The following is an 18922-nucleotide window of genomic DNA, read 5'->3' as shown; positions in this document are numbered from 1 at the left end:
GCCCTCTTTAGGGGACGGCGGCCCCTGTGTCATCTCCCGCCAAGCTCGACGTCGCCGGAGATCTCGTTCTCGTCCGGTTTGAAGGCCAGGCGGGCCGACCGGATGCGGTTGCGGATCTCATAGGCGCCCAGGATCGCCAGGGCGATCACGAAGGGGACGAGGTAATAGCACAGGCGGTAGAGGAGCAGCGCGCCCAAGACCGGCTCACGGGGATAGTTCGAGAGGGCCAGCAGAATGGTGGCCTCGAAGACCCCGAGGCCGCCCGGCGCATGGCTGGCCACGCCGAGCATGACGGCAAAGATATAGACCGCCAGGAAGGTCTCGAAGCTCAGATTGTGTCCCCCGGGCAGGAGCACGAAGAGAACTCCGGCGCCGGCGCAGACATCCCCCGCGCCGATCAGGATCTGGGCCAGCGACAGGCGAAATCCCGGCAGCTCCAGCTTCCAGCCCTGGATCTTCACGGCGCGCCGCTTGATCGAAACCCAGATCATGTAACCGACGACGAATATGGCGGCGCCAAGGCCCACCAGCTGGTTCATCCAGATGTGGGTGTAGACGAGGCTCGCCAGTTCATCGGCCTTGCTGATCAGGCTCCAGGCCAGGACCAGGGCCATGCCGAGCCAGAAGGTCACGCCGGCGATCACCGTGAGGCTCGCCACCCGCCCCGGGCTCACCCCCTTCGGCGAGTAGATCCAGTAGCGGACCGTGCCGGCCGTCAGCAGGGGGAACCCCAGCGTGAAGCTCACCGCATAGCTGGTGAAGGAGGCGAGCGCCGTTGTGCGATAGCGGATCTGCAGCTTGAGCTGCCGCAGGGCGATGGCATCGTAGCAGGTCAGAAGACTGTAGCTGACGGCGGTCAGGAGGACGGCGAGGCCGATCTGGCGCGGGCTGGCCGCCGTGAAGGCCGCCTTCAGTTCATTGACGTCGATTTCTGACACGATATGCCAGAGAACCACCAGCGAGGCGCCGAACAGAATGATGCTCGCTGCCATCCCGATCCAGGCGAACCGGCGGGAACGGCGCTCCTTCGGATGAAGGGCTTCGGCAGAGGACATCTCCGGCGGCGGCGCCGGACGGGAGCTCATATCATTCATGAAATCGGTCAATCAGCCTCAGCGTGAGAAAGGTCGCATCGGGTACGAAGGCTGTCCTGCATCTATGCGCTGGCATGGGCAACCGCCAGTCGGCACCGGCCTTTTAATGGTTTCGCAAGGCTGGCGCTACTCTTTCGCCGGAGAAAACGCCGCGGGCGCCCGATGTGGGTTGTCAGCCTCGAAAAAGGCCTACAACAATGCTTCCTTTGGCATCGGAGACTTGGCCGCAAGGATGGCCCGGGAGTTTTGAGTGGATTTCAAGGAAACAGAAACGCAATTTGCTGTTCTGGCGGAGTCTCTGCCTCAACTCGTCTGGTCATCCCGTCCCGATGGATCTGTCGATTACGTGAATCGCCGGTGGCGCGAGTTCACGGGACTTCCAGGCGAGCATTTCCTCGGATCCGGTTGGGAGATTGCCATTCATCCCGACGATCTTCCTCAGGTCCGGGAACATTGGCAACGATCCCTTGAGACCGGACAGGCCTATGAATGGGAGTACCGGGTCCGAACCGCTGCAGGCGGGTACGAATGGTTTCTCAGCCGAGCCATCCCGATCCAGGATCTGTCAGGAAAGATCACCCGATGGTTCGGCACGAGCACGAATATCAATGCGCAGAAGACCGCCGAGGAAGCCGTGCGCATGCTCGAGAACCAGTACAGGATCGCCCTCGAGGCCGCCGATCTCGGGACCTGGCAGATCGACCTGGACAAGAACCTGATCACCTGGGACGAGGGCTCGTGCGCCCTCTACCATCTTCCTCATAACGGATTGTACAGCCTCACTCTCGAAGAGGCCTGGGCCATGATCCATCCCGAGGACGTGGAGGGGGTCAGGGCCAGGATTGCTGCGGCCGCGTCTGCCGGAGCCGACGGCAAGTATGACAGCCAGTACCGGGCTATCCTGCCTGATGGGAAACTCCGCTGGTTCCGCTCGCACGGACAGGCGCTCTACACCGACGAGGGCGGGACCCATCGCGCCGTGAGCCTGTATGGCGTCGTCAGCGACATCACCGAGCGACATGCTCTGGAAGAGGCCCAGAAGCTTCTGACACGCGAGCTCAACCATCGTGTGAAGAACCTGTTCGCGATTGCGAACGGCATGGTTTCGATGACCGCCCGCACGGCTAAGGACCCCAAGGACATGGCCAATGCCCTGCGCGGGCGTCTGAGCGCTCTCTCGCGGGCGCACGAACTGGTGCAGCCCGTCGCGGGAGGAGAGACGGGGCAAGGTCCCGACGTGGAACTTGGCCGGCTGATCGAGGCTGTTCTCGAACCCTACCGGCAGTCCGGCCAGAACAGGATCGCCACCGAAGGCCCGCGCGTGCTCGTGGGGTCCAACACGACGACGAGCCTCGCGCTCGTCCTGCATGAGCTGGCGACCAATGCCGCCAAATACGGCTGTCTCTCATGCGCAGAGGGGGACCTCGCCATCCACTGGACCCTTCAGGGAGACGACGTCGACCTCCTGTGGACCGAGAGCGGTGGCCCGACCATCGAGAGCCCCCCGACCTTCGAGGGTTTCGGCACGCAACTGTCCCAGAGAAGCATCACCGGACAACTGGGCGGCACTCTCGACCGCGAATGGCGGCCGGAAGGCTTGCGCGTCCACATGATCCTGCCAGTCAGCCGGTTGAGCGCCTGAGCGGTCATGACCATTCACCGCCGCGTCCTGATACTGGGCGGAGCACGCTCGGGGAAAAGCCGCACTGCGCTGCAGCTGGCTGAGAGCACATCGCCTGAGCGAGACTATATCGCGACGGCTCAGGCTTTCGACGACGAGATGCGCGAGCGCATCGATCGGCATCGCGCCGAGCGCGACCGATCCTGGCAGACGATCGACGCGCCCCTGGATCTCGTTGAGGCCGTTCAGGCACGGGCCGCCCCCAGACACGCCGTGCTGGTCGATTGCCTGACGCTGTGGCTCTCGAACATCATGCTGGCGGGGCGCGATCCGTCCCGGGAGGCCGATCGGCTCGTTCAGACTGTCCGGGACGCCCGGGGTCCCCTCATCCTGGTCTCGAACGAGGTCGGCCACGGTATCGTCCCGTCGACCCCTCTTGGACGCTCGTTCCGGGACGAGCAGGGCCGCCTCAATCAAAGGGTCGCTGAGGTCTGCGATGCCGTGATCTTTGTCGCGGCTGGCCAACCAATCCTGCTCAAACCCGCCCCTCCCCTGCGGCTGCACCTGGAATAGACCGCGATCAGCGCACCTTCGCCCGGGCCTCGGCTCCCAGATGATCGATGGCCGCGGGTGTCGAGGGCCCGCCGCAGATCGTCAGCTTGCCGGGAAGCACCAAACGTCGGCTCGGGGGCACGGCCTCGGCAAGGGCCGGGTGAAGGAGCAGCGCCGTCCCGTTGTCGGCCGCCTGGTCCGTAGCCGCATCGAGAAGCATGAAGGCCGGTGGCGTCGTGACGATCCTCTCGAGGCGCGCCACTCCTCCTTCGACCAGCCCCAGAGCCTCCTGGTGAAGCTTGAAGCCCATGCGGACCAGAATCTCGCCGAGGGGCGAACGGGGTGACGTGACCCAACCGCCCCGTTCCAGGGACAGGATGCTCTGTCCCTCAGGCACGGTTCCGCGCGCCCGCTCCAGAGCGGCATCGATCAGGGCGATCAGAGCCTCCCCGCGCTCCGGTTGACCAAGCCGACGGGCCAATGTGCGGATCTGGCTGCGTCCATCCGCGAGGTTCTCCCAGGGTCCCAGCGACAGCACGTCTATCCCTTGCCGTGACAGAAGCGCGACCTGCTCCCGCTGGCCGTAGGTGCCCGTCAGCACGAGATCCGGCCGCTCGACGATGATGGATTCGGCACTGCCGTCATTCAGGGGAACCGCGCCAGCCTGATCGGCCAGAAAGGCAATGGACGGATCCCGCGCGAGCCGGCTTAACGAGGCGATCTGGCTGCGATCCGCCAGCGCGAGCAGCAGCTGATCCGTACAGAGATTGAGAGACGCGATCCTTTCAGGCCGCGCGTGAGCCTGCGTGTCTCCGGGAATGAATGTCGTCAGGAACGGCAGAAGGAGCAACCAAGCATGCCGGAGGATGGATCTGAGGAGCATCGTGGGTGGACCGGGTCTGCGAGCTGCAGGCTCTTTATACCCGACGATCCATCGGCGGAAGCACGCGCATGTCCATGGGCAGCCTTGGTGCCGAGGCGCAGGATCGCTCTCGATGGCAGATCCCACAGTGCGGTTTCCCGAGGAGGACTTGAGATCCACACGTTGTGACGTCGAGTATTACGTTGCGGCAAATGAGTAAAGCTTGCCTATTGTCGGCTCATCAAATCGTATTATTACCCCTGCGTCATCTCGCCATCAGTTATATGGTTCTCATTCTAAGATTTTCGTTGGGAAATAAGGCTTCCATGAAGATGATCATTCATGAATCAGCCTGAACAAATAGTCGCACCCGGGAACAAATTCGAAATTTTAACGCCAAGCTGACCTATTCTGGACATATCACCCTAGCACATACTTGCCTCCGTTGAACGAAGAACGGCCGTGCACCCGCCTTGGCGGAGAAGCGGCGCACTCTTGGGGGCTTATCCATATGCAAATCCCTCTGACAGCGTCACATGACGCATGCCAGCAGACGGCCATTTGCCTCGAAAGCGAGAACAGGAGCGGGTCTTCTACCGTCCGTGACGCCGTTGACCGGCTCTCACGGCTGCAGGGTGGGAGAACGCTCCTCGACCTCACCAAGTCCTTCGGTTTTGGCGCATGCCTGACGATTGCCATCGGCACGGCCGTCCACACGCCCAGCGCCTCGGCGGCTGAGTCGTGGACGGCGTTGCCACCGGCCCTCGATGCCGGCCAGAACGCCATCCGGGTGCCGCCTGTGCAGCCGATGACACCGTCCACCCTGTCGGCCGGGAACACCGCGCCGGCGGACCCGCTCGAAGCCATCGCTTCTGTCGGGGCCGTGAACGCGACGCCGGCCGAACTGCAGAAGCAGATCATCCTGTCCATTCCCCTGACCGATGCACCGACCTCTGGCAGCACCGCGACCGAGGAACCTGTCTCCCGCGAGCTCACGGAATTCATGGAGTTCGAGGACATGCGCGTGCCCGTCTGGATCGTCGACACGATCCTGCGCGCCTCCAAGGCAACGGGTGCAGATCCCGTGTACATGATGGCCCTGGCGGACAAGGAATCGAGCTTCCTGCCAGGCAACAAGGCGTCAACCTCGTCCGCGCTCGGCCTGTTTCAGTTCATTTCCAGCACATGGCTGGAAGCCGTCAAATCATTCGGCCCCATGCACGGCCTGATCGCCGAAGCGGAGGCGGTCGTCGGTTCGGGGGCTAAGATCGAGGTGACCGACGCGACGATGCGGGAGCATATCCTCGGCCTGCGCCGAAATCCCTACATCTCGGCTCTCATGGCAGCCGAGATGATGAAGCGCGACAAGGGGAAGATCGAGACGAAGCTCGGACGCAAGCTCAGTCGCTCGGAGTTCTATCTCTCCCACTTCTTCGGAGTCGATAGTGCAAGTCGGTTCATCGCTCTGGTGGACGACACGCCTAAGAAAAGCGCACCCGATGCCTTCCCGGCCGCCGCAAAGTCGAACAAGTCTCTGTTCTTCACCAAGGATGGCAAGAAGACCCGTCAGCTGAGCGTCGCCGAGGTCTACGACAAGATCGACGACATGATCGACAAGCGCCTCAACCGCTACGAGGCCGTATCGGCCCGGGCCACGGCGGATGGCTCGGCCTTCTGATCCGACGCCTCCGCTTTGCGGGAGCCGGCTGTTGCGAGGCTCTGATCGTCGAGGCCATCGACGTCTGCACGGGGTGTCAGACTGGCCGTCGCCGTGCTTGTCGGTGCGATATCGGCAAAGCCACCCCGGGCGGGAGACCGCTGCACCTGAAGAATCCGCATCACGATGAAGGCGACAAGGCCCAGCGAGGCGAAGGCCGAGTAGATGAACAGGCCTTTCGGCCCCATCATCTCCATGGCCAGGGCGCCGAAAAGGGGACCGACCGTGACGCCCGTCGCCCAGGAGAACAGCAGGGTGCCGACGGTGGAGACGATCTGTCCTGGATCAACGATATCGCAGGCATGGGCGACGCAGACGGAATAGATGCACAGGGCAAGGCCGCCCCAGGCCGCAAACGACCACAGGATCAACACGTTCGCGCCCTGTGCGCTCGCCCACAGAATCAGAAGTGAAACGAGGCTCGTTCCCGCAGCGAGCCCGGCAATCACGTAGCGGCGGTCCGCCCGATCGGATAGCCACCCGAGCGGCCACTGCATCGCGAGGCTTCCGGCCTGGAGGGCGAACAGAAGGGCTGCCGCCTGATCCTGGCTCAATCCGATGGTGACCCCGAAGACGGGCGTGATGGCGATGACCGGGCCATTGACCAAGCCGACCACGAAGGCGCCGACCACCGCAGACGGCGCCGTCGCGAACAGCTTCCTGACTTCGATCCGGACGCCTTGAGGCGCCGCCGGTTCCTTGGTGGTCGTTGCGGCGATCGGAAGGAGCGAGAGCGTGATCAGTGCGCTCACCGCCATGAACAAGCCATCGGTGCGGATATTGCCGAATCCAATCCCGAGCGGGGATACCATGAGGGCAACCTTGGTACAGATCATGTAGATCGACAGGATGCGCCCACGATGGCTGGAGATCGCGCGGGCGCTGATCCACCCGTCCGTCACGGTGAAGATGCAGGCCAGCGTCACACCCGTCAGCCCCCGCAGGAAGATCCAGGCCAGGGTCGAATGAGCCTGGGTCATGACAAGGATCAGGACGGATACCACCGCGGCGAGGCTGGCAAAGGCCCGGATATACCCCACGTGCCGGATGAAACTTGGGGCCAGCAAGCAGCCCGTCGAAAAGCCGAGCCCATAAGCCGCCGCCACGACGCCGATGGATGCGACGGAAATCCCCTCGGCCTGCATGCGTAAGGGCATGAGCGCCTGAAGCAGGCCGTTGCCGGCTTGCAGCAAGGTGGTTGCAGCCGTGATGGTCCAGATAAGTGCGAGGGATGAGTTCACAATCGAATCGGTGATGCAAAGCGGCAGCCGCAAAGATCACCAAGATAGAAAGCAGGTGCCACGCAAGATCAAGAGTTGATCCGAACCCTATCGATTTTCTTTAGTCGGCCCGATCGGCCCGGCCGCGCTGCCGGACACGCACGCATGTCCCCTCAGGCCTCACCGGCCCCGGCGATCCTTCTGGAAGCTGGCGAAGAGGTAGAAGCCGTTGAAGCGCACGCCCTCCATGGCGGCCTTCCGGTCGAAACCGAGGGGTGCCTCCTGGCTTTCGATCCGACCGCCGAACTGCCAGTGCGGTCCCACGACGAACGAGGGAACCGAGCGCTCTTCCGGGACGGCACAGACCAGACCGTCCGGCTGCGTACTTTGGAACAGATTATATGAGTACATGTCCCTGCTCCTGTGTCGGCCTCACGAATCGCACCCTGCCGGAAAAGAGTGACAGGAGTGTGATATTGCAGCGCAGCAAATACAGAATTTCTTCTCTGACTCTGTCCAAACGAAGTGGCGCAAGGAGACGATCCTTTGTTAGGCTCGTTCCAGACCGGTAGGTCCAACCACGGAAGAGGGAGCTTATCAGCATGACCAATTGGAATGCTCTTCGGCGAGGTTTCTTCGGGCTCGGTCTTCTTGCCAGCCTGCCTTTGTCCGCGCCGGTTCTGGCCCAAGCCCTCGCTCCTGCTCCAGAAGCTCCCACGGGGCGAACGCTCAAGTCCGCCGGCACGGCGACGAAAGACATGGTTGCCGCCGCCAATCCCCTGGCCGCACAAGCGGGCCGGGACATTCTCGCGGCTGGCGGCAGTGCGGTCGATGCCGCGATCGCCGTTCAGCTCGTCCTCAATCTCGTCGAGCCACAGAGCTCAGGCATCGGCGGCGGCGCTTTCATGGTCTTCTGGGACGGAAAGACAATGACGACGCTCGACGGGCGCGAAACGGCTCCGGCTGCCGCGAAGCCGGAGCGGTTTCTCGGCCCCGACGGCAAGCCGATGAAATTCTACGATGCCGTCGTCGGCGGCCGCTCGGTCGGCGTTCCGGGCACCTTGCGCCTGCTGGAAACGGCTCACAGAAACTGGGGCAAGCTGGCCTGGCCGCAGGTGATCGAACCCGCGGCTCGTCTCGCCGAGGAGGGCTTTGCGATTTCGCCGCGGCTCAACGGGCTCCTGGGGCAGGAAAAGTATCTCCAGAACGATCCAGTGGCCCGCGCCTATTTCTATGAGGCGGACGGCACGCCAAAGGCGGTCGGAACGGTCCTCAAGAACCCGGCCTTCGCCAAGACCCTCCGGGCCATCGCCGACAAGGGCGCGGATGCCTTCTACACGGGCGAGATCGCCCAGGACATCGTGACCACGGTGACCGGCCACGCCACGAATCCGGGCGACATGACCCTTGACGATCTGAAGGGCTACAAGGTCCAGGAGCGCGATCCCGTGTGCGGAAACTACCGGGCCTACAGGATCTGCGGCATGGGCCCGCCGAGTTCGGGTCAGGTCGCGGTGCAGCAGATCATGGGCGTCCTGGAGACGCAAGACATGGGGTCGCTGAAGCCCGACCCGGAGGCGGTTCATTGGATCGCCGAGGCAGGCCGCCTCGCCTATGCGGACCGGGCACTCTTTTTGGCCGATCCCGCCTTCGTCAACGTGCCGGTCAGGGGCCTGACCGATCCGGGATATCTCAAGAGCCGTGCGGCCCTGGTCGACCCGAACAAGTCCATGGGCAAGGCGAAGCCCGGCGATCCGCCCTTCCAGAAGACCTTCCTGTGGGGGCCGTCGGACGGAATCGAATTCGGCACGAGCCACATGTCCATCGTGGATCGCAACGGCAACGCGGTGTCGATGACGACCACGATCGAGGATGGCTTCGGCTCGAGGCTGATGACCAAAAGCGGATTCCTGCTCAACAACGAACTCACCGATTTCTCCTTCGCCACGACGGACGACGACAAGCCCGTCGCCAATCGCGTCGAGGCGGGCAAGCGCCCCCGTTCCTCCATGGCGCCGACCATCGTGCTCGACGGCAGCGGCAAGCTCTACGCGGTCGTCGGTTCCCCGGGCGGCAGCCTCATCATCAACTACGTGGCCAAGACCCTCGTGGGCATCCTGGACTGGAAGCTCGATCCGCAGGTCGCAGCCGATCTTCCCAATGTCGGGAGCCGCAACGGCCCGACCGAGCTGGAGGCCGGCACGGAGGCCGAAGGATGGAAGGCGGCGCTGGAGGCGAAGGGCCACGAGGTCAAGCTGATCGACCAGAACTCCGGCATCCATGCTATCGTCGTGACGCCAGCCGGGCTGGTGGGCGGCGCCGACAGCCGCCGCGAAGGCGTTGCCATCGGCAACTGATCTTGCCTGGGCGGCTCTGCTCGATTAGGCCGCCCTCACCATCATAGAGGATTGCAGGTGTCCATGCGTATCATCATCGTCGGCAAGGAAGGACAGGTCGCCCGTGCGCTGGCGGAGCGCGCGCGGGCGCACGGCGCTCAGGCCGTCCTCGTCGGCCGCCCCAAGCTCGATCTCGCCGATCCCTCAGGCATCGAGGACGCGCTGATCGAAACCGGCGGCGACCTGATCGTGAATGCCGCCGCCTACACGGCCGTGGACCAGGCGGAAACGGACCCTGAACTGGCGGAAGCCATCAACGGCATCGGCGCGGGCGTCGTGGCCGGTGCCGCCACGGCGATGAACGTGCCCGTCATCCACCTGTCCACCGACTACGTCTTCGACGGCACGGCCGACCGGCCCTATCGAGAGGACGATCCGGTCTCGCCGCTGGGAGCCTATGGCACGTCGAAGCTTTTGGGCGAGGAAGCCGTGGCGGCCGAGGCTGAGGATCATGTCATCCTGCGCACCGCCTGGGTCTACAGTCCGTTCGGCAAGAATTTCGTGAAGACCATGCTGCGCCTCGCGGCCGACCGTGAAGAGCTCGGCGTGGTCGGCGACCAGCATGGATCGCCCACCAGCGCCCTCGACATCGCGGACGGCATTTTCGCCATCAGCCGCAACCTTCTCGAGCGGCGGGAGGACCGGACGCTGCGCGGGTTGTTCCATATGACGGGGACGGGCTTCGCGAGCTGGGCGGAATTCGCCACGGAGATCTTCGCCCTGTCGGCCCGGCTCGGCGGCCCTTCGGCGAAGGTCCGGCCGATCGCAACGGCGGATTACCCGACGCCGGCCAAACGGCCAGCCAACTCCCGGCTCGACTGCAGCAAGCTGAAAGACGTCCACGGGGTGGTCCTGCCGCTCTGGCGATCGTCCCTGGAACCTTGCGTCAAGCGTCTGATCGAGGAAGCGCGCAAGGAAGTGGCGCGCTGACGGCCGGATCGGAGAAGGAAATTATGAAACTTTCCGCGAGAAAAGACGATTGTTCTTTTTAAAGAACAATCGTAGGATCCCCTCATGACCTCGCCGCACCAACCCGACTATCACCTGGAAACCCGCCTCGTTCATGAGGGCCATCAACGCACGCCCTTCGGCGAGACGTCGGAAGCGCTCTTCCTCACCCAGGGTTTTGTTTACGAGAGTGCGGAGAGCGCGGAGAGGCGCTTCCTGAACGAGGAGCCCGGCTATAGCTACAGCCGCTACTCCAATCCGACGATCGACGCCTTCGAGCAGCGGATCGCTGCCCTTGAAGGGGCTGAGGCGGCCCGGGCTACGGCGAGCGGCATGGCAGCGGTGACCGCCGCCATGGTCGGACAGGTCCAGGCGGGAGATCATGTGGTGGCCGCCCGCGCTCTCTTCGGCTCGTGCCGGTGGGTGGTGGAGGATCTCCTGCCCCGCTTCGGCGTCGGCTGCACTCTCGTCGACGGCGCCGATCTGAACCAATGGCGCGAGGCGGTGCGACCGGAAACAAGAGCTTTCCTGCTCGAGACCCCGACCAACCCGAGCCTTGAGATCATCGATATCGCGGCCGTCGCAGCAATCGCGCATGAGGCGGGCGCGACGCTCACCGTCGACAACGTCTTCGCCACACCCCTCTTCCAGAAGCCCCTGGTCCTGGGGGCGGACTGCGTTGTCTATTCCGCGACCAAGCACATCGACGGACAGGGCCGCTGTCTCGGAGGCGTGATCCTGGCCTCGACCGAATTCATCGAGACGAAAGTGCAGCAGTTCCTGCGCATGACAGGGCCGTCGATCTCACCTTTCAACGCCTGGGTGCTCCTGAAGGGCCTGGAGACCCTTCCCCTGCGTGTCGAGAGGCAGACGGCAACGGCAGGCTATCTTGCGGACGCCCTCCATGATCATCCCAAGGTTCAGCGGCTGACCTATCCGGGTCGGGCTGACCATCCTCAGGCCGAGTTGATCCGGCGCCAGATGAGCGGTGGCTCGACCATGATCGCCCTCCAGGTGAAGGGCGGCAAGGAAGCAGCCTTCCGTTTCCTGAATGCGCTGAACCTGATCCGGATTTCGAACAATCTGGGTGACGCGAAGAGCCTCGTCACCCACCCGGCCACGACCACGCACCAGCGATTCACGCCGGGTCAGCGCGGCGAGATGGGCATTCCGGACGGCCTCGTGCGCCTTTCAATCGGGCTCGAGCATCGTGACGACCTGCTGGCCGATCTCACGGGTGCTCTCGAGCGCGCGTGAGCGCAAACCGATACTCTTGAGCCGATCTATTGCGGCGTCTGCGAGGGCGCGGACGTTGCGGGCGACCGCGCACCGGTGCCCTGCTGAGACTGCACCCGGTCGAACATGCGCAGGGCCGCATCGACACAGGACTGCGTCGATTCCCGATTCCCGCAGACGACCCGAAGCTGCGTATCGCCGCTGCGCAGGAAGAACCGGGCTCCGCGCTCGGGCCGCTCATCCCGATCATCGTCATCGTCCCGCATGATCGGGCTGCGGCGGCGGTCTCGGTCGCGATCCCATCCGTCGTGGCTCTCGCGCCAGCTTCCGCGACCGAAATCGTCACGGCTTCGCGATGATTCCTGACTCCACGCGCCGGTCGCCAAGACGACAAGGCCAGCGGCCAGAATGAATGCTCTCTTCATAGAAATCTTCCTCCGGAGATGATGCTAGAAACAGGAATGGATCCGCTTCCTCGTGGCACGAAGCAATTGCGCGCCATCACCAACGGATGTGAACAGGCCACAGGACGCTTGGTTCCTGTGGGGCGCGCACCTGCTGCATCCGAACCTGCAGTGCACCGGACCTGAGCCGGGCGCGGCACGACCATCGGAGTGGCTGAAACCAGGATTATCCGACATTCCCCAGTGCAATCTGGCTTGTCTCCATACTCTCACGAGGCGCATGAGCCGCGGAACCTCGACTGCACCTCTACGTTGGCCTTCTGCTCTTGCTGAGAAGGAGGCCGTCATGAAGTGCCAGTTCTGCCACCAGGAAATCGAGAACCCTTGCCACAATGCCCAGGAGATGCAGCAGCGCGCGGCCAGTCATGTGGAGCGCTGCGAACATGCGCTCCAAGACCAGCAAGGCATGGGGTCGGGCGCGCACCGCAGCGATATTCAAAGCAAAGGCTGAAGTCATGGCCGGCAAGGCTGACGACCGCGCTCAAGGTTTGGCCGAGCGGAGCCTGAACACCAGCATCGTCCCTCCGACCGAGGAGAACTCTGTCCATCGAAGCCGCGACGATCGTTCTGCCAGCGACCGCCGACTGGACGAGAACGATCAGCGCGAGGGGTTGGAACAAGCCGATCCGGCAACCTCGACGGCGGACAGCCGCAGCACGCCATAGGAGTACGCGATGGCCCGCAAAGCCCGTATGAGACCGTCTTGGAAGAAGGCGAAGGGCCGCAAACGGAAGATCTTGGGATCCCGCAAGGAGCGAGTGACCCAACGCAGCTGACTTCGCTGAATTCTGCTCCGGCGGCCCGCGAAAGCGGGTCGTTTCATATAGCAGTCGAGTTTCCTGAGTGGCACCTTATCACCGGAGACATGTGAATTGTTATAACAATATTGTAGTGATAATACCCTAGAAGATCTATTGTGCTTTCCCACACATCGGACATTGTGCTCACGGTTGTAGTGAAAACAAAAGCAAACGACCCAGGGAATACTTCTAGGAGGACCTCATGACTGCATCGTCGCTCAGCTTCAAGCTGGCTGTACTCTTCGTCATCGCCGGCATGGCGATGGGGATCGGGATGGCGGCTTCCCAGGATCATTCGATCATGCCGGCCCACGCGCATCTCAACCTGCTCGGCTGGGTGTCGCTGTTCCTCTTCGGCATCTACTACGAGCGTCGTCCCGCGCTCGACAGAAGCCGCCTCGCCATGATCCAAGTGGTTGTCTGGTCGATCGGCACGGTCATCCTGACGGTCGCGGTCGCCGCGCTTCATCTCGGCTATACGGCGTTCGATCCGGTTGCCGCGCTCGCTTCCCTGATCGTCCTGGCTGCGATGATGCTGTTCGCCTATTTCGTCTTCAGGCCGGCGCGGGACATCGCTGCGTCGCCGACGGCCCGCCTGACGCCTGCCGAGTGACAGCATGCCGAAGGGCAGCCCCTGCTGCCCCGCATTCACCGCGGCGGTGACCCACACGCCTTCGCGCCTGCGGAATTCCAGCTCGGCGCGGGCGCTCGATTGGCCGTGTCCAGAAAAGAGAAAGCCCCGCTCTTGGCGGGGCTGTCCTATCGAACCTTTGGCGCTCCCTAGGGGACTCGAACCCCTGTTTTCGCCGTGAGAGGGCGACGTCCTAGACCGCTAGACGAAGGGAGCTAGCAAGGTTGAGGCCGCTCGTATAACCACCCTTCCGAATCCCTTCAAGCCCTTTTGCTGAAAAAAGCGAACGGCTCAGATCAAATGAGGATGCGGTGAACGGCGCGACGCGACAGGAATGGCTTCTGGAACACGACATGACGGCGGATCGGCTCGACCGCGTGCTGACACGCCTGCAGGCGGATCTGTCACGAAGCCGCGTCCAGGCTCTCATTCGGGACGGGCAGGTCACCATCGACGACGTGCCGGTCCTCGATCCGAACCGGAAGGTTGCCGGCGGCATCCGGATCACCCTGACCGTGCCGCCGCCCGTCCCGGCCGAACCTGCCGGCGAGGCGATCGATCTCACCATCGTCTACGAGGACGATGACTTGATCGTTATCGACAAGCCCTCCGGGCTCGTCGTGCATCCGGCCGCCGGGCACGATTCCGGCACCCTGGTGAACGCCCTCATCGCCCATTGCGGCGAGAGCCTCTCAGGCATCGGAGGTGTGAAGCGGCCCGGGATCGTTCATCGCCTCGACAAGGACACCTCAGGCCTGCTGGTGGTCGCCAAGAACGATCTCGCCCACCAGGCGCTGGCGGCGCAGTTCGCCGATCACGGCCGCACGGGTCCCTTGGAACGGGCCTATCTGGCGATCCTCTGGGGCGTGCCCGAGCGCCGGCGAGGAACCGTCGACGCACCGCTCGCTCGCAGCACCCACAATCGAGAGAAGATCGTCGTGGTGGGCGAGGACCGTGGCCGTTATGCGATCACCCATTACGAGGTGCTGGAAGGACTGCCCCCGGACCAGCCTCTCGCGAGCCTCGTCCGCTGCGAACTGGAGACGGGGCGTACGCATCAGATCCGGGTCCACATGGCCCATCTCGGCCATCCGCTTCTGGGGGATGCAACCTACGGGTCCGGCTTCAAGACCAAGGCGAACCGGCTCTCCGGCGCACAGAAGGAGGCGCTCGATGCCCTGAATCGGCAGGCCCTGCATGCCGCCATCCTCGGGTTCGAACATCCGCGCAGCGGGGAATTCTTACGCTTCGAGAGCCCTCTCCCGTCGGACATGGCGGCACTTCTGGAAGCTTTGCGGGCTGAAATTTAGCGTCAATCGGTCGCAAAATGACGTCACGCTGGCACCCTTGCGACTCTGGAGCGTTCACCACGTCTTGAAGCCTGATGCCTCTATTCGGACAACGTTGAACCGCTTATATAGGGGGTTAGGGCGGCCGGCCTCGGAGGGGGGCCGCCCCAGGCTTGCCTCATGGTGAGGGAGCCAAAGGAGGAGAAGATATGGCTGCAGCGCTTCCGGTGCTTGCCAATGAAGGGGGCCTTTCGCGCTATCTCGACGAGATCCGTCGCTTCCCCATGCTTGAGCCGCATGAGGAATACATGCTCGCCAAACGCTGGCGCGAGCATGGAGATCGCGAAGCGGCCCATAAGCTCGTGACGTCCCACCTGCGCCTGGTCGCCAAGATCGCCATGGGCTATCGCGGCTATGGCCTGCCGATCGGCGAGGTCGTGTCGGAAGGCAATGTCGGTCTGATGCAGGCCGTCAAACGCTTCGAACCCGACAAGGGCTTCCGCCTCGCCACCTATGCCATGTGGTGGATCAAAGCGGCGATTCAAGAATACATCCTGCGTTCCTGGTCCCTCGTGAAGATGGGCACCACGGCGAACCAGAAGAAGCTGTTCTTCAACCTGCGCAAGGCGAAGGGCCGGATCTCCGCATTCGAGGAAGGCGATCTTCGCCCCGACCATGTCAAGCAGATCGCAACCCAGCTCGGGGTGACCGAGCAGGACGTGGTGGACATGAACCGCCGCCTCGGCGGTGACGCCTCCCTCAACGCGCCCTTGCGTGACGAGGGTGAAGGCGGCGGCGAATGGCAGGATTGGCTCGTCGACACCAGTCAGAGCCAGGAACAGGTGCTCGTCGAGGAGGAGGAAGGCCAGAACAGGCTGACCGCCCTGCGTTCGGCGCTCTCCGTGCTCAATCCACGCGAGCGCCGCATCTTCGAAGCGCGCCGTCTTTCGGATGATCCAATTACGCTCGAGGAGCTCTCCACCGAGTTCGGCGTCTCCCGCGAGCGCGTCCGCCAGATCGAGGTCCGCGCCTTCGAGAAGATCCAGGAAGCGGTCAAGAAGAACCTGACCCAGATCGAGACCTCGTCGGCCGACGCATAAGCCGGCTGGCGACGAAACCATGAAAAAAGCCGCGCAGCGAGCGCGGCTTTTTTGCTGTCAGGAGCAGGGTTGCCCTACTGCCATTGGTTGAAGGCGTCGTTGAGGATCTGGCTGCCGGAGCCGCCTTTCTCGAAGCTCAGGATCGCGCGCTGACCGGACACCATCCGGACCGGCAGGTCGATCCAGTTGCGGCGAACGAACAGCTGGGTGTTGCGCGCCACGTCGACCTGCAGGTTCGACAGCCCGATCAGGAACAGATTCTCGCGCACGGGCACCGGCAGCCCGGCGACCGGGGTTCCGCGCGCGGCTTCCTCATCCTTGAACTGGAGCAGCCCGACATCCCGGATGACGCGGTTCACGTCGCCTTCGCGGGTCGTGAAGGTGAGTTCGACCGTATGAGAGGCGGGCAGTGTCGCGTCGAGGTTGCGCCTCAAGACCATGCGCATCGTCAACCCGGCCTCGGGCACCTCGATCAGGGCGCTGACCGCTTTCTCGAGCGGCTGCCCCTGACCGGGATTCACGTCCTCAAGACGCCATGTCACGCGCCCGACCTGCGCCTTGGGGGTCTGCGGATTGGACGGATCCTCCTCGTAGAAGACCGCACGCTGCACCACGCCGGTCTCCTGGCGGGGCGCCGAGGCGGGAGCGGTCGTCGAAGGAGCCTGTCCGCCGACCCGCTCGTTGATCTTGGAATCGGCCGGGGCCGGCTGGGGCGCCGTCGCGACGGGGGCCTCGGGCGCGAGATCCTCGGGCTTGTCGCGCCATAGGAACGCGAAGGCCGCGATGGCCGCGATCACGAGAGCGAGCACCGAGCCGAAGATGATCGTCCGGCGCCGTCCCTTGCCCTGCATGGCCGGATGAGGGCGGCTGTCGATCTTGGGACGGGCTACGGCCGGCTCCGCATAGGCGTCCGCGGCCCCCTCGTCGGCGGCAGCCTGAGGGGCGGGAGCCCGGAGGCCGTGAACGGAACCTGAGCTCCGGGTCTCCTCCGGCCCCGCCCGGTCGCGAGCCGGCGCAGGCGGGAAGGGATCGGGATCGAACCCTGCGGCAGGTACGACGTAATCCGCCTCGACCCGGTCGATCGCCTCGTCGAGAGAGCGGCCCTCCTGCTGGATCTCCGTCTCGCTCAGAGGCGGATTGAGCGAACGCAGCTGGGCGATCAGAGCCGTGCGGGCGCGCTCGTAGACGGCGCGCCGCTTGTCGGGCGTCTGCTCGGGCAAGCCTTCGACGGCTCGTGCGATGAGAGGGTAATAATCTGCCATTTCTCTCTGGGAATGACCCGCCGTGGCTCCGTCGTCAACCCTCAAAGGGGTTCTTCATGAGGATTGTGTCGTCACGCTCCGGCGAGGTGGAGAGCACCGCGACGGGCGCTCCGATCAGTTCCTCGACGCGGCGAACATACTTGATGGCCTGTGCCGGAAGGTCAGCCCAGGAGCGTGCTCCTGCGGTCGAACCGCTCCAGCCTTCGATCTCTTCGTAGATGGGCTCGACGCGGGCCTGCGCGCCCTGGCTCGCCGGGAAGTAGTCGATGGTCTCGCCGTCGAGCCTGTAGCCGACGCCGATCTTGATGGTCTCGAAGCCGTCGAGGATGTCGAGCTTGGTGAGCGCGATGCCGTCGATGCCGGAGGTGCGCACCGTCTGGCGCACCAGGGTGGCATCGAACCAGCCGCAGCGGCGCTTGCGGCCCGTGACCACGCCGAATTCCTTGCCCTTCTGGCCGATCATCTCGCCGATCTCGTCGAACAGCTCGGTCGGGAACGGCCCCTCGCCGACGCGAGTCGTATAGGCCTTGGCGATGCCGAGCACGTAGCCGACGCCGCCCGGCCCGAGGCCCGAGCCGGTCGCCGCCTGGCCGGCCACCGTGTTGGACGACGTGACGAAGGGATAGGTGCCGTGATCCACGTCGAGCAGCGCGCCCTGCGCGCCTTCGAACAGGATGCGCTTGCCGGCCCGCCGCTCCTCGTCGAGCAGGCGCCATACGGCGTCCATGTAGGGCAGCACCTTCGGGGCCACGGAGGCCAATTCCTCGTAGATCGCCTTCGGCTCGAACTCATCGAGGCCGAAGCCGCGGCGAAGGGCGTTGTGGTGGGTGAGCAGCCGCTCGATCTTCTCGGGCAGAGCCGAGAGATCGGCGAGGTCCATGAGGCGGATGGCGCGGCGGCCGACCTTGTCCTCGTAGGCCGGACCGATGCCGCGCTTGGTCGTGCCGATCTTCGTGCCGGCGCTGCCGCTTTCGCGCAGGGCGTCGAGCTCGCGATGGATCGAGAGGATCAGCGTGGCGTTCTCGGCCACGCGCAGGGACTCGCGGGTGATCGAGACGCCCTGCTCGGCGAGGCGCTCCACCTCTCCGGCGAGCGCATGCGGATCGAGCACCACGCCGTTGCCGATGACGGAAAGCTTGCCCGGGCGCACGACCCCGGAGGGCAGCAGCGAGAGCTTGTACACCTTGTCGCCGATCACGAGGGTATGGCCGGCATTGTGCCCGCCCTGGAACCGCACGACCACGTCCGCCTGTTCGGACAACCAGTCGACGATCTTGCCCTTGCCTTCGTCGCCCCACTGGGCGCCCACGACAACCACGTTCGCCATCGCTCAATGCCTCACACAAAAAAACCCCGGCGCAAGGCCAGGGTTGGGTCAAAAACCTTGCAAACCCTCATGGTGGATCGCGCGCCTCAGGTCAAGGCGGAATGCGCCTCGATCCCGCCATCATAGGAGCCCTGCGCGGCGGGAATATGATTTTGCATCGAGCCGCGATCGCCTGGAGGTCGATGGGCGGAACCCCTTCCCTGCATCGCCAGGCGTGTGCCGATGCTGCGAGGCGCGGGGCCTGACACCCCCTCCGTCATCACCGGCTCTGTGCTGGTGATCTCGATTGGTTGGAACGCCGCGTCTCACCGGATCGGGATGGCCCGTCCTGATCCTCTCCCGTCATCACCGGGCTTGTCCCGGTGATCTCGCCTGTCTGAAGCGCCGGTGCCTCACCGGATCG

Annotated in this window: 17 protein-coding genes and 1 tRNA gene; 10 read left to right on the top strand and 8 right to left on the bottom strand. The window is 64.1% G+C overall.

The features are described from left to right. Window positions 1-29: 29 nt before the first annotated feature. On the bottom strand, window positions 30-1085 hold the full coding sequence (locus tag KBI52_RS17995) for a lysylphosphatidylglycerol synthase domain-containing protein (RefSeq protein WP_371823188.1): 1056 nt from the start codon (window positions 1083-1085) through the stop codon (window positions 30-32). Between the two features lie 259 nt (window positions 1086-1344). On the opposite strand from KBI52_RS17995, the gene KBI52_RS17990 reads away from it, so the two are divergent. Together KBI52_RS17990 and cobU are read left to right on the top strand one after the other, a co-directional pair. Beyond that, window positions 1345-2736 carry a PAS domain-containing protein gene (locus KBI52_RS17990; protein WP_210809150.1) on the top strand — a complete coding sequence of 464 codons (1392 nt, stop codon included), beginning with the start codon at window positions 1345-1347 and terminating at the stop codon, window positions 2734-2736. Window positions 2737-2742: 6 nt separating this feature from the next. Next, entirely contained in the window at window positions 2743-3288 is a 546-nt protein-coding gene (gene cobU, locus KBI52_RS17985; RefSeq protein WP_173947561.1) for a bifunctional adenosylcobinamide kinase/adenosylcobinamide-phosphate guanylyltransferase, read from the top strand. Between the two features lie 7 nt (window positions 3289-3295). On the opposite strand, the gene KBI52_RS17980 is transcribed toward cobU, so the two are convergent. Further along, window positions 3296-4117 (bottom strand): ABC transporter substrate-binding protein, encoded by an 822-nt coding sequence (locus tag KBI52_RS17980; RefSeq protein WP_247654474.1) that lies wholly within the window; start codon window positions 4115-4117, stop codon window positions 3296-3298. Between the two features lie 523 nt (window positions 4118-4640). Here KBI52_RS17980 and KBI52_RS17975 point away from each other — a divergent pair. After that, a complete protein-coding gene (locus tag KBI52_RS17975; protein ID WP_173947563.1) occupies window positions 4641-5807 on the top strand; it encodes a transglycosylase SLT domain-containing protein in 1167 nt (388 codons plus the stop codon). Here the strand turns inward: KBI52_RS17975 and KBI52_RS17970 are convergent. Together KBI52_RS17970 and KBI52_RS17965 are read right to left on the bottom strand one after the other, a co-directional pair. After that, complete coding sequence (locus KBI52_RS17970) at window positions 5759-7087, bottom strand: MFS transporter (protein WP_173947564.1); 1329 nt, start codon at window positions 7085-7087, stop codon at window positions 5759-5761. The two genes, KBI52_RS17975 and KBI52_RS17970, sit on opposite strands and share 49 nt — an antisense overlap. Before the next feature lie 159 nt (window positions 7088-7246). Further along, window positions 7247-7477 carry a hypothetical protein gene (locus tag KBI52_RS17965; protein ID WP_173947565.1) on the bottom strand — a complete coding sequence of 77 codons (231 nt, stop codon included), beginning with the start codon at window positions 7475-7477 and terminating at the stop codon, window positions 7247-7249. Window positions 7478-7668: 191 nt separating this feature from the next. On the opposite strand from KBI52_RS17965, the gene ggt reads away from it, so the two are divergent. The 3 genes from ggt to KBI52_RS17950 all read left to right on the top strand — a co-directional run bounded on the left by ggt (window position 7669) and on the right by KBI52_RS17950 (window position 11667). Then, window positions 7669-9423, top strand: coding sequence for a gamma-glutamyltransferase (gene ggt, locus KBI52_RS17960; RefSeq protein ID WP_210809146.1), 1755 nt, complete (start codon window positions 7669-7671; stop codon window positions 9421-9423). Window positions 9424-9486: 63 nt separating this feature from the next. Beyond that, window positions 9487-10392 (top strand): dTDP-4-dehydrorhamnose reductase, encoded by a 906-nt coding sequence (rfbD, locus tag KBI52_RS17955; RefSeq protein WP_173947567.1) that lies wholly within the window; start codon window positions 9487-9489, stop codon window positions 10390-10392. An 84-nt stretch (window positions 10393-10476) separates the two neighbouring features. Next, entirely contained in the window at window positions 10477-11667 is a 1191-nt protein-coding gene (locus KBI52_RS17950; protein WP_173947568.1) for an O-succinylhomoserine sulfhydrylase, read from the top strand. A 26-nt stretch (window positions 11668-11693) separates the two neighbouring features. Here the strand turns inward: KBI52_RS17950 and KBI52_RS17945 are convergent, their stop codons facing one another. Further along, the gene (locus KBI52_RS17945) at window positions 11694-12071 is read right to left on the bottom strand and encodes a hypothetical protein (protein WP_173947569.1); all 378 of its coding nucleotides are present in this window, start codon (window positions 12069-12071) and stop codon (window positions 11694-11696) included. Window positions 12072-12493: 422 nt separating this feature from the next. Here KBI52_RS17945 and KBI52_RS17940 point away from each other — a divergent pair, with 422 nt between their 5' ends. Next, window positions 12494-12775, top strand: a complete 282-nt coding sequence (locus tag KBI52_RS17940; RefSeq protein WP_210809143.1) for a hypothetical protein — start codon at window positions 12494-12496, stop codon at window positions 12773-12775. Window positions 12776-13112: 337 nt separating this feature from the next. After that, complete coding sequence (locus KBI52_RS17935; RefSeq protein ID WP_173947571.1) at window positions 13113-13523, top strand: hypothetical protein; 411 nt, start codon at window positions 13113-13115, stop codon at window positions 13521-13523. 158 nt (window positions 13524-13681) lie between these two features. Here KBI52_RS17935 and KBI52_RS17930 read toward each other — a convergent pair. Next, window positions 13682-13757, bottom strand: a tRNA-Glu gene (locus KBI52_RS17930). 137 nt (window positions 13758-13894) lie between these two features. Between KBI52_RS17930 and KBI52_RS17925 the strand changes: the two genes are divergently transcribed. Together KBI52_RS17925 and rpoH are read left to right on the top strand one after the other, a co-directional pair. Continuing rightward, on the top strand, window positions 13895-14851 hold the full coding sequence (locus KBI52_RS17925) for an RluA family pseudouridine synthase (RefSeq protein ID WP_173947578.1): 957 nt from the start codon (window positions 13895-13897) through the stop codon (window positions 14849-14851). A gap of 188 nt (window positions 14852-15039) precedes the next feature. Continuing rightward, window positions 15040-15930: an RNA polymerase sigma factor RpoH gene (rpoH, locus tag KBI52_RS17920; RefSeq protein ID WP_173947572.1), complete on the top strand. Its 891-nt coding sequence runs from the start codon at window positions 15040-15042 to the stop codon at window positions 15928-15930. Between the two features lie 74 nt (window positions 15931-16004). Here the strand turns inward: rpoH and KBI52_RS17915 are convergent, their stop codons facing one another. Together KBI52_RS17915 and KBI52_RS17910 are read right to left on the bottom strand one after the other, a co-directional pair. Further along, entirely contained in the window at window positions 16005-17192 is a 1188-nt protein-coding gene (locus KBI52_RS17915; RefSeq protein ID WP_173947573.1) for a histidine kinase, read from the bottom strand. Window positions 17193-17226: 34 nt separating this feature from the next. Then, entirely contained in the window at window positions 17227-18519 is a 1293-nt protein-coding gene (locus KBI52_RS17910; protein WP_173947574.1) for an adenylosuccinate synthase, read from the bottom strand. Between the last annotated feature and the right edge of the window lie 403 nt (window positions 18520-18922).

Source organism: Microvirga sp. HBU67558 (assembly GCF_018069605.1).
GTDB lineage: Bacteria > Pseudomonadota > Alphaproteobacteria > Rhizobiales > Beijerinckiaceae > Microvirga > Microvirga terrae.
The sequence above is the reverse complement of the archived record's forward strand: the minus strand, read 5'-3'. Positions and strand labels throughout refer to the sequence as shown.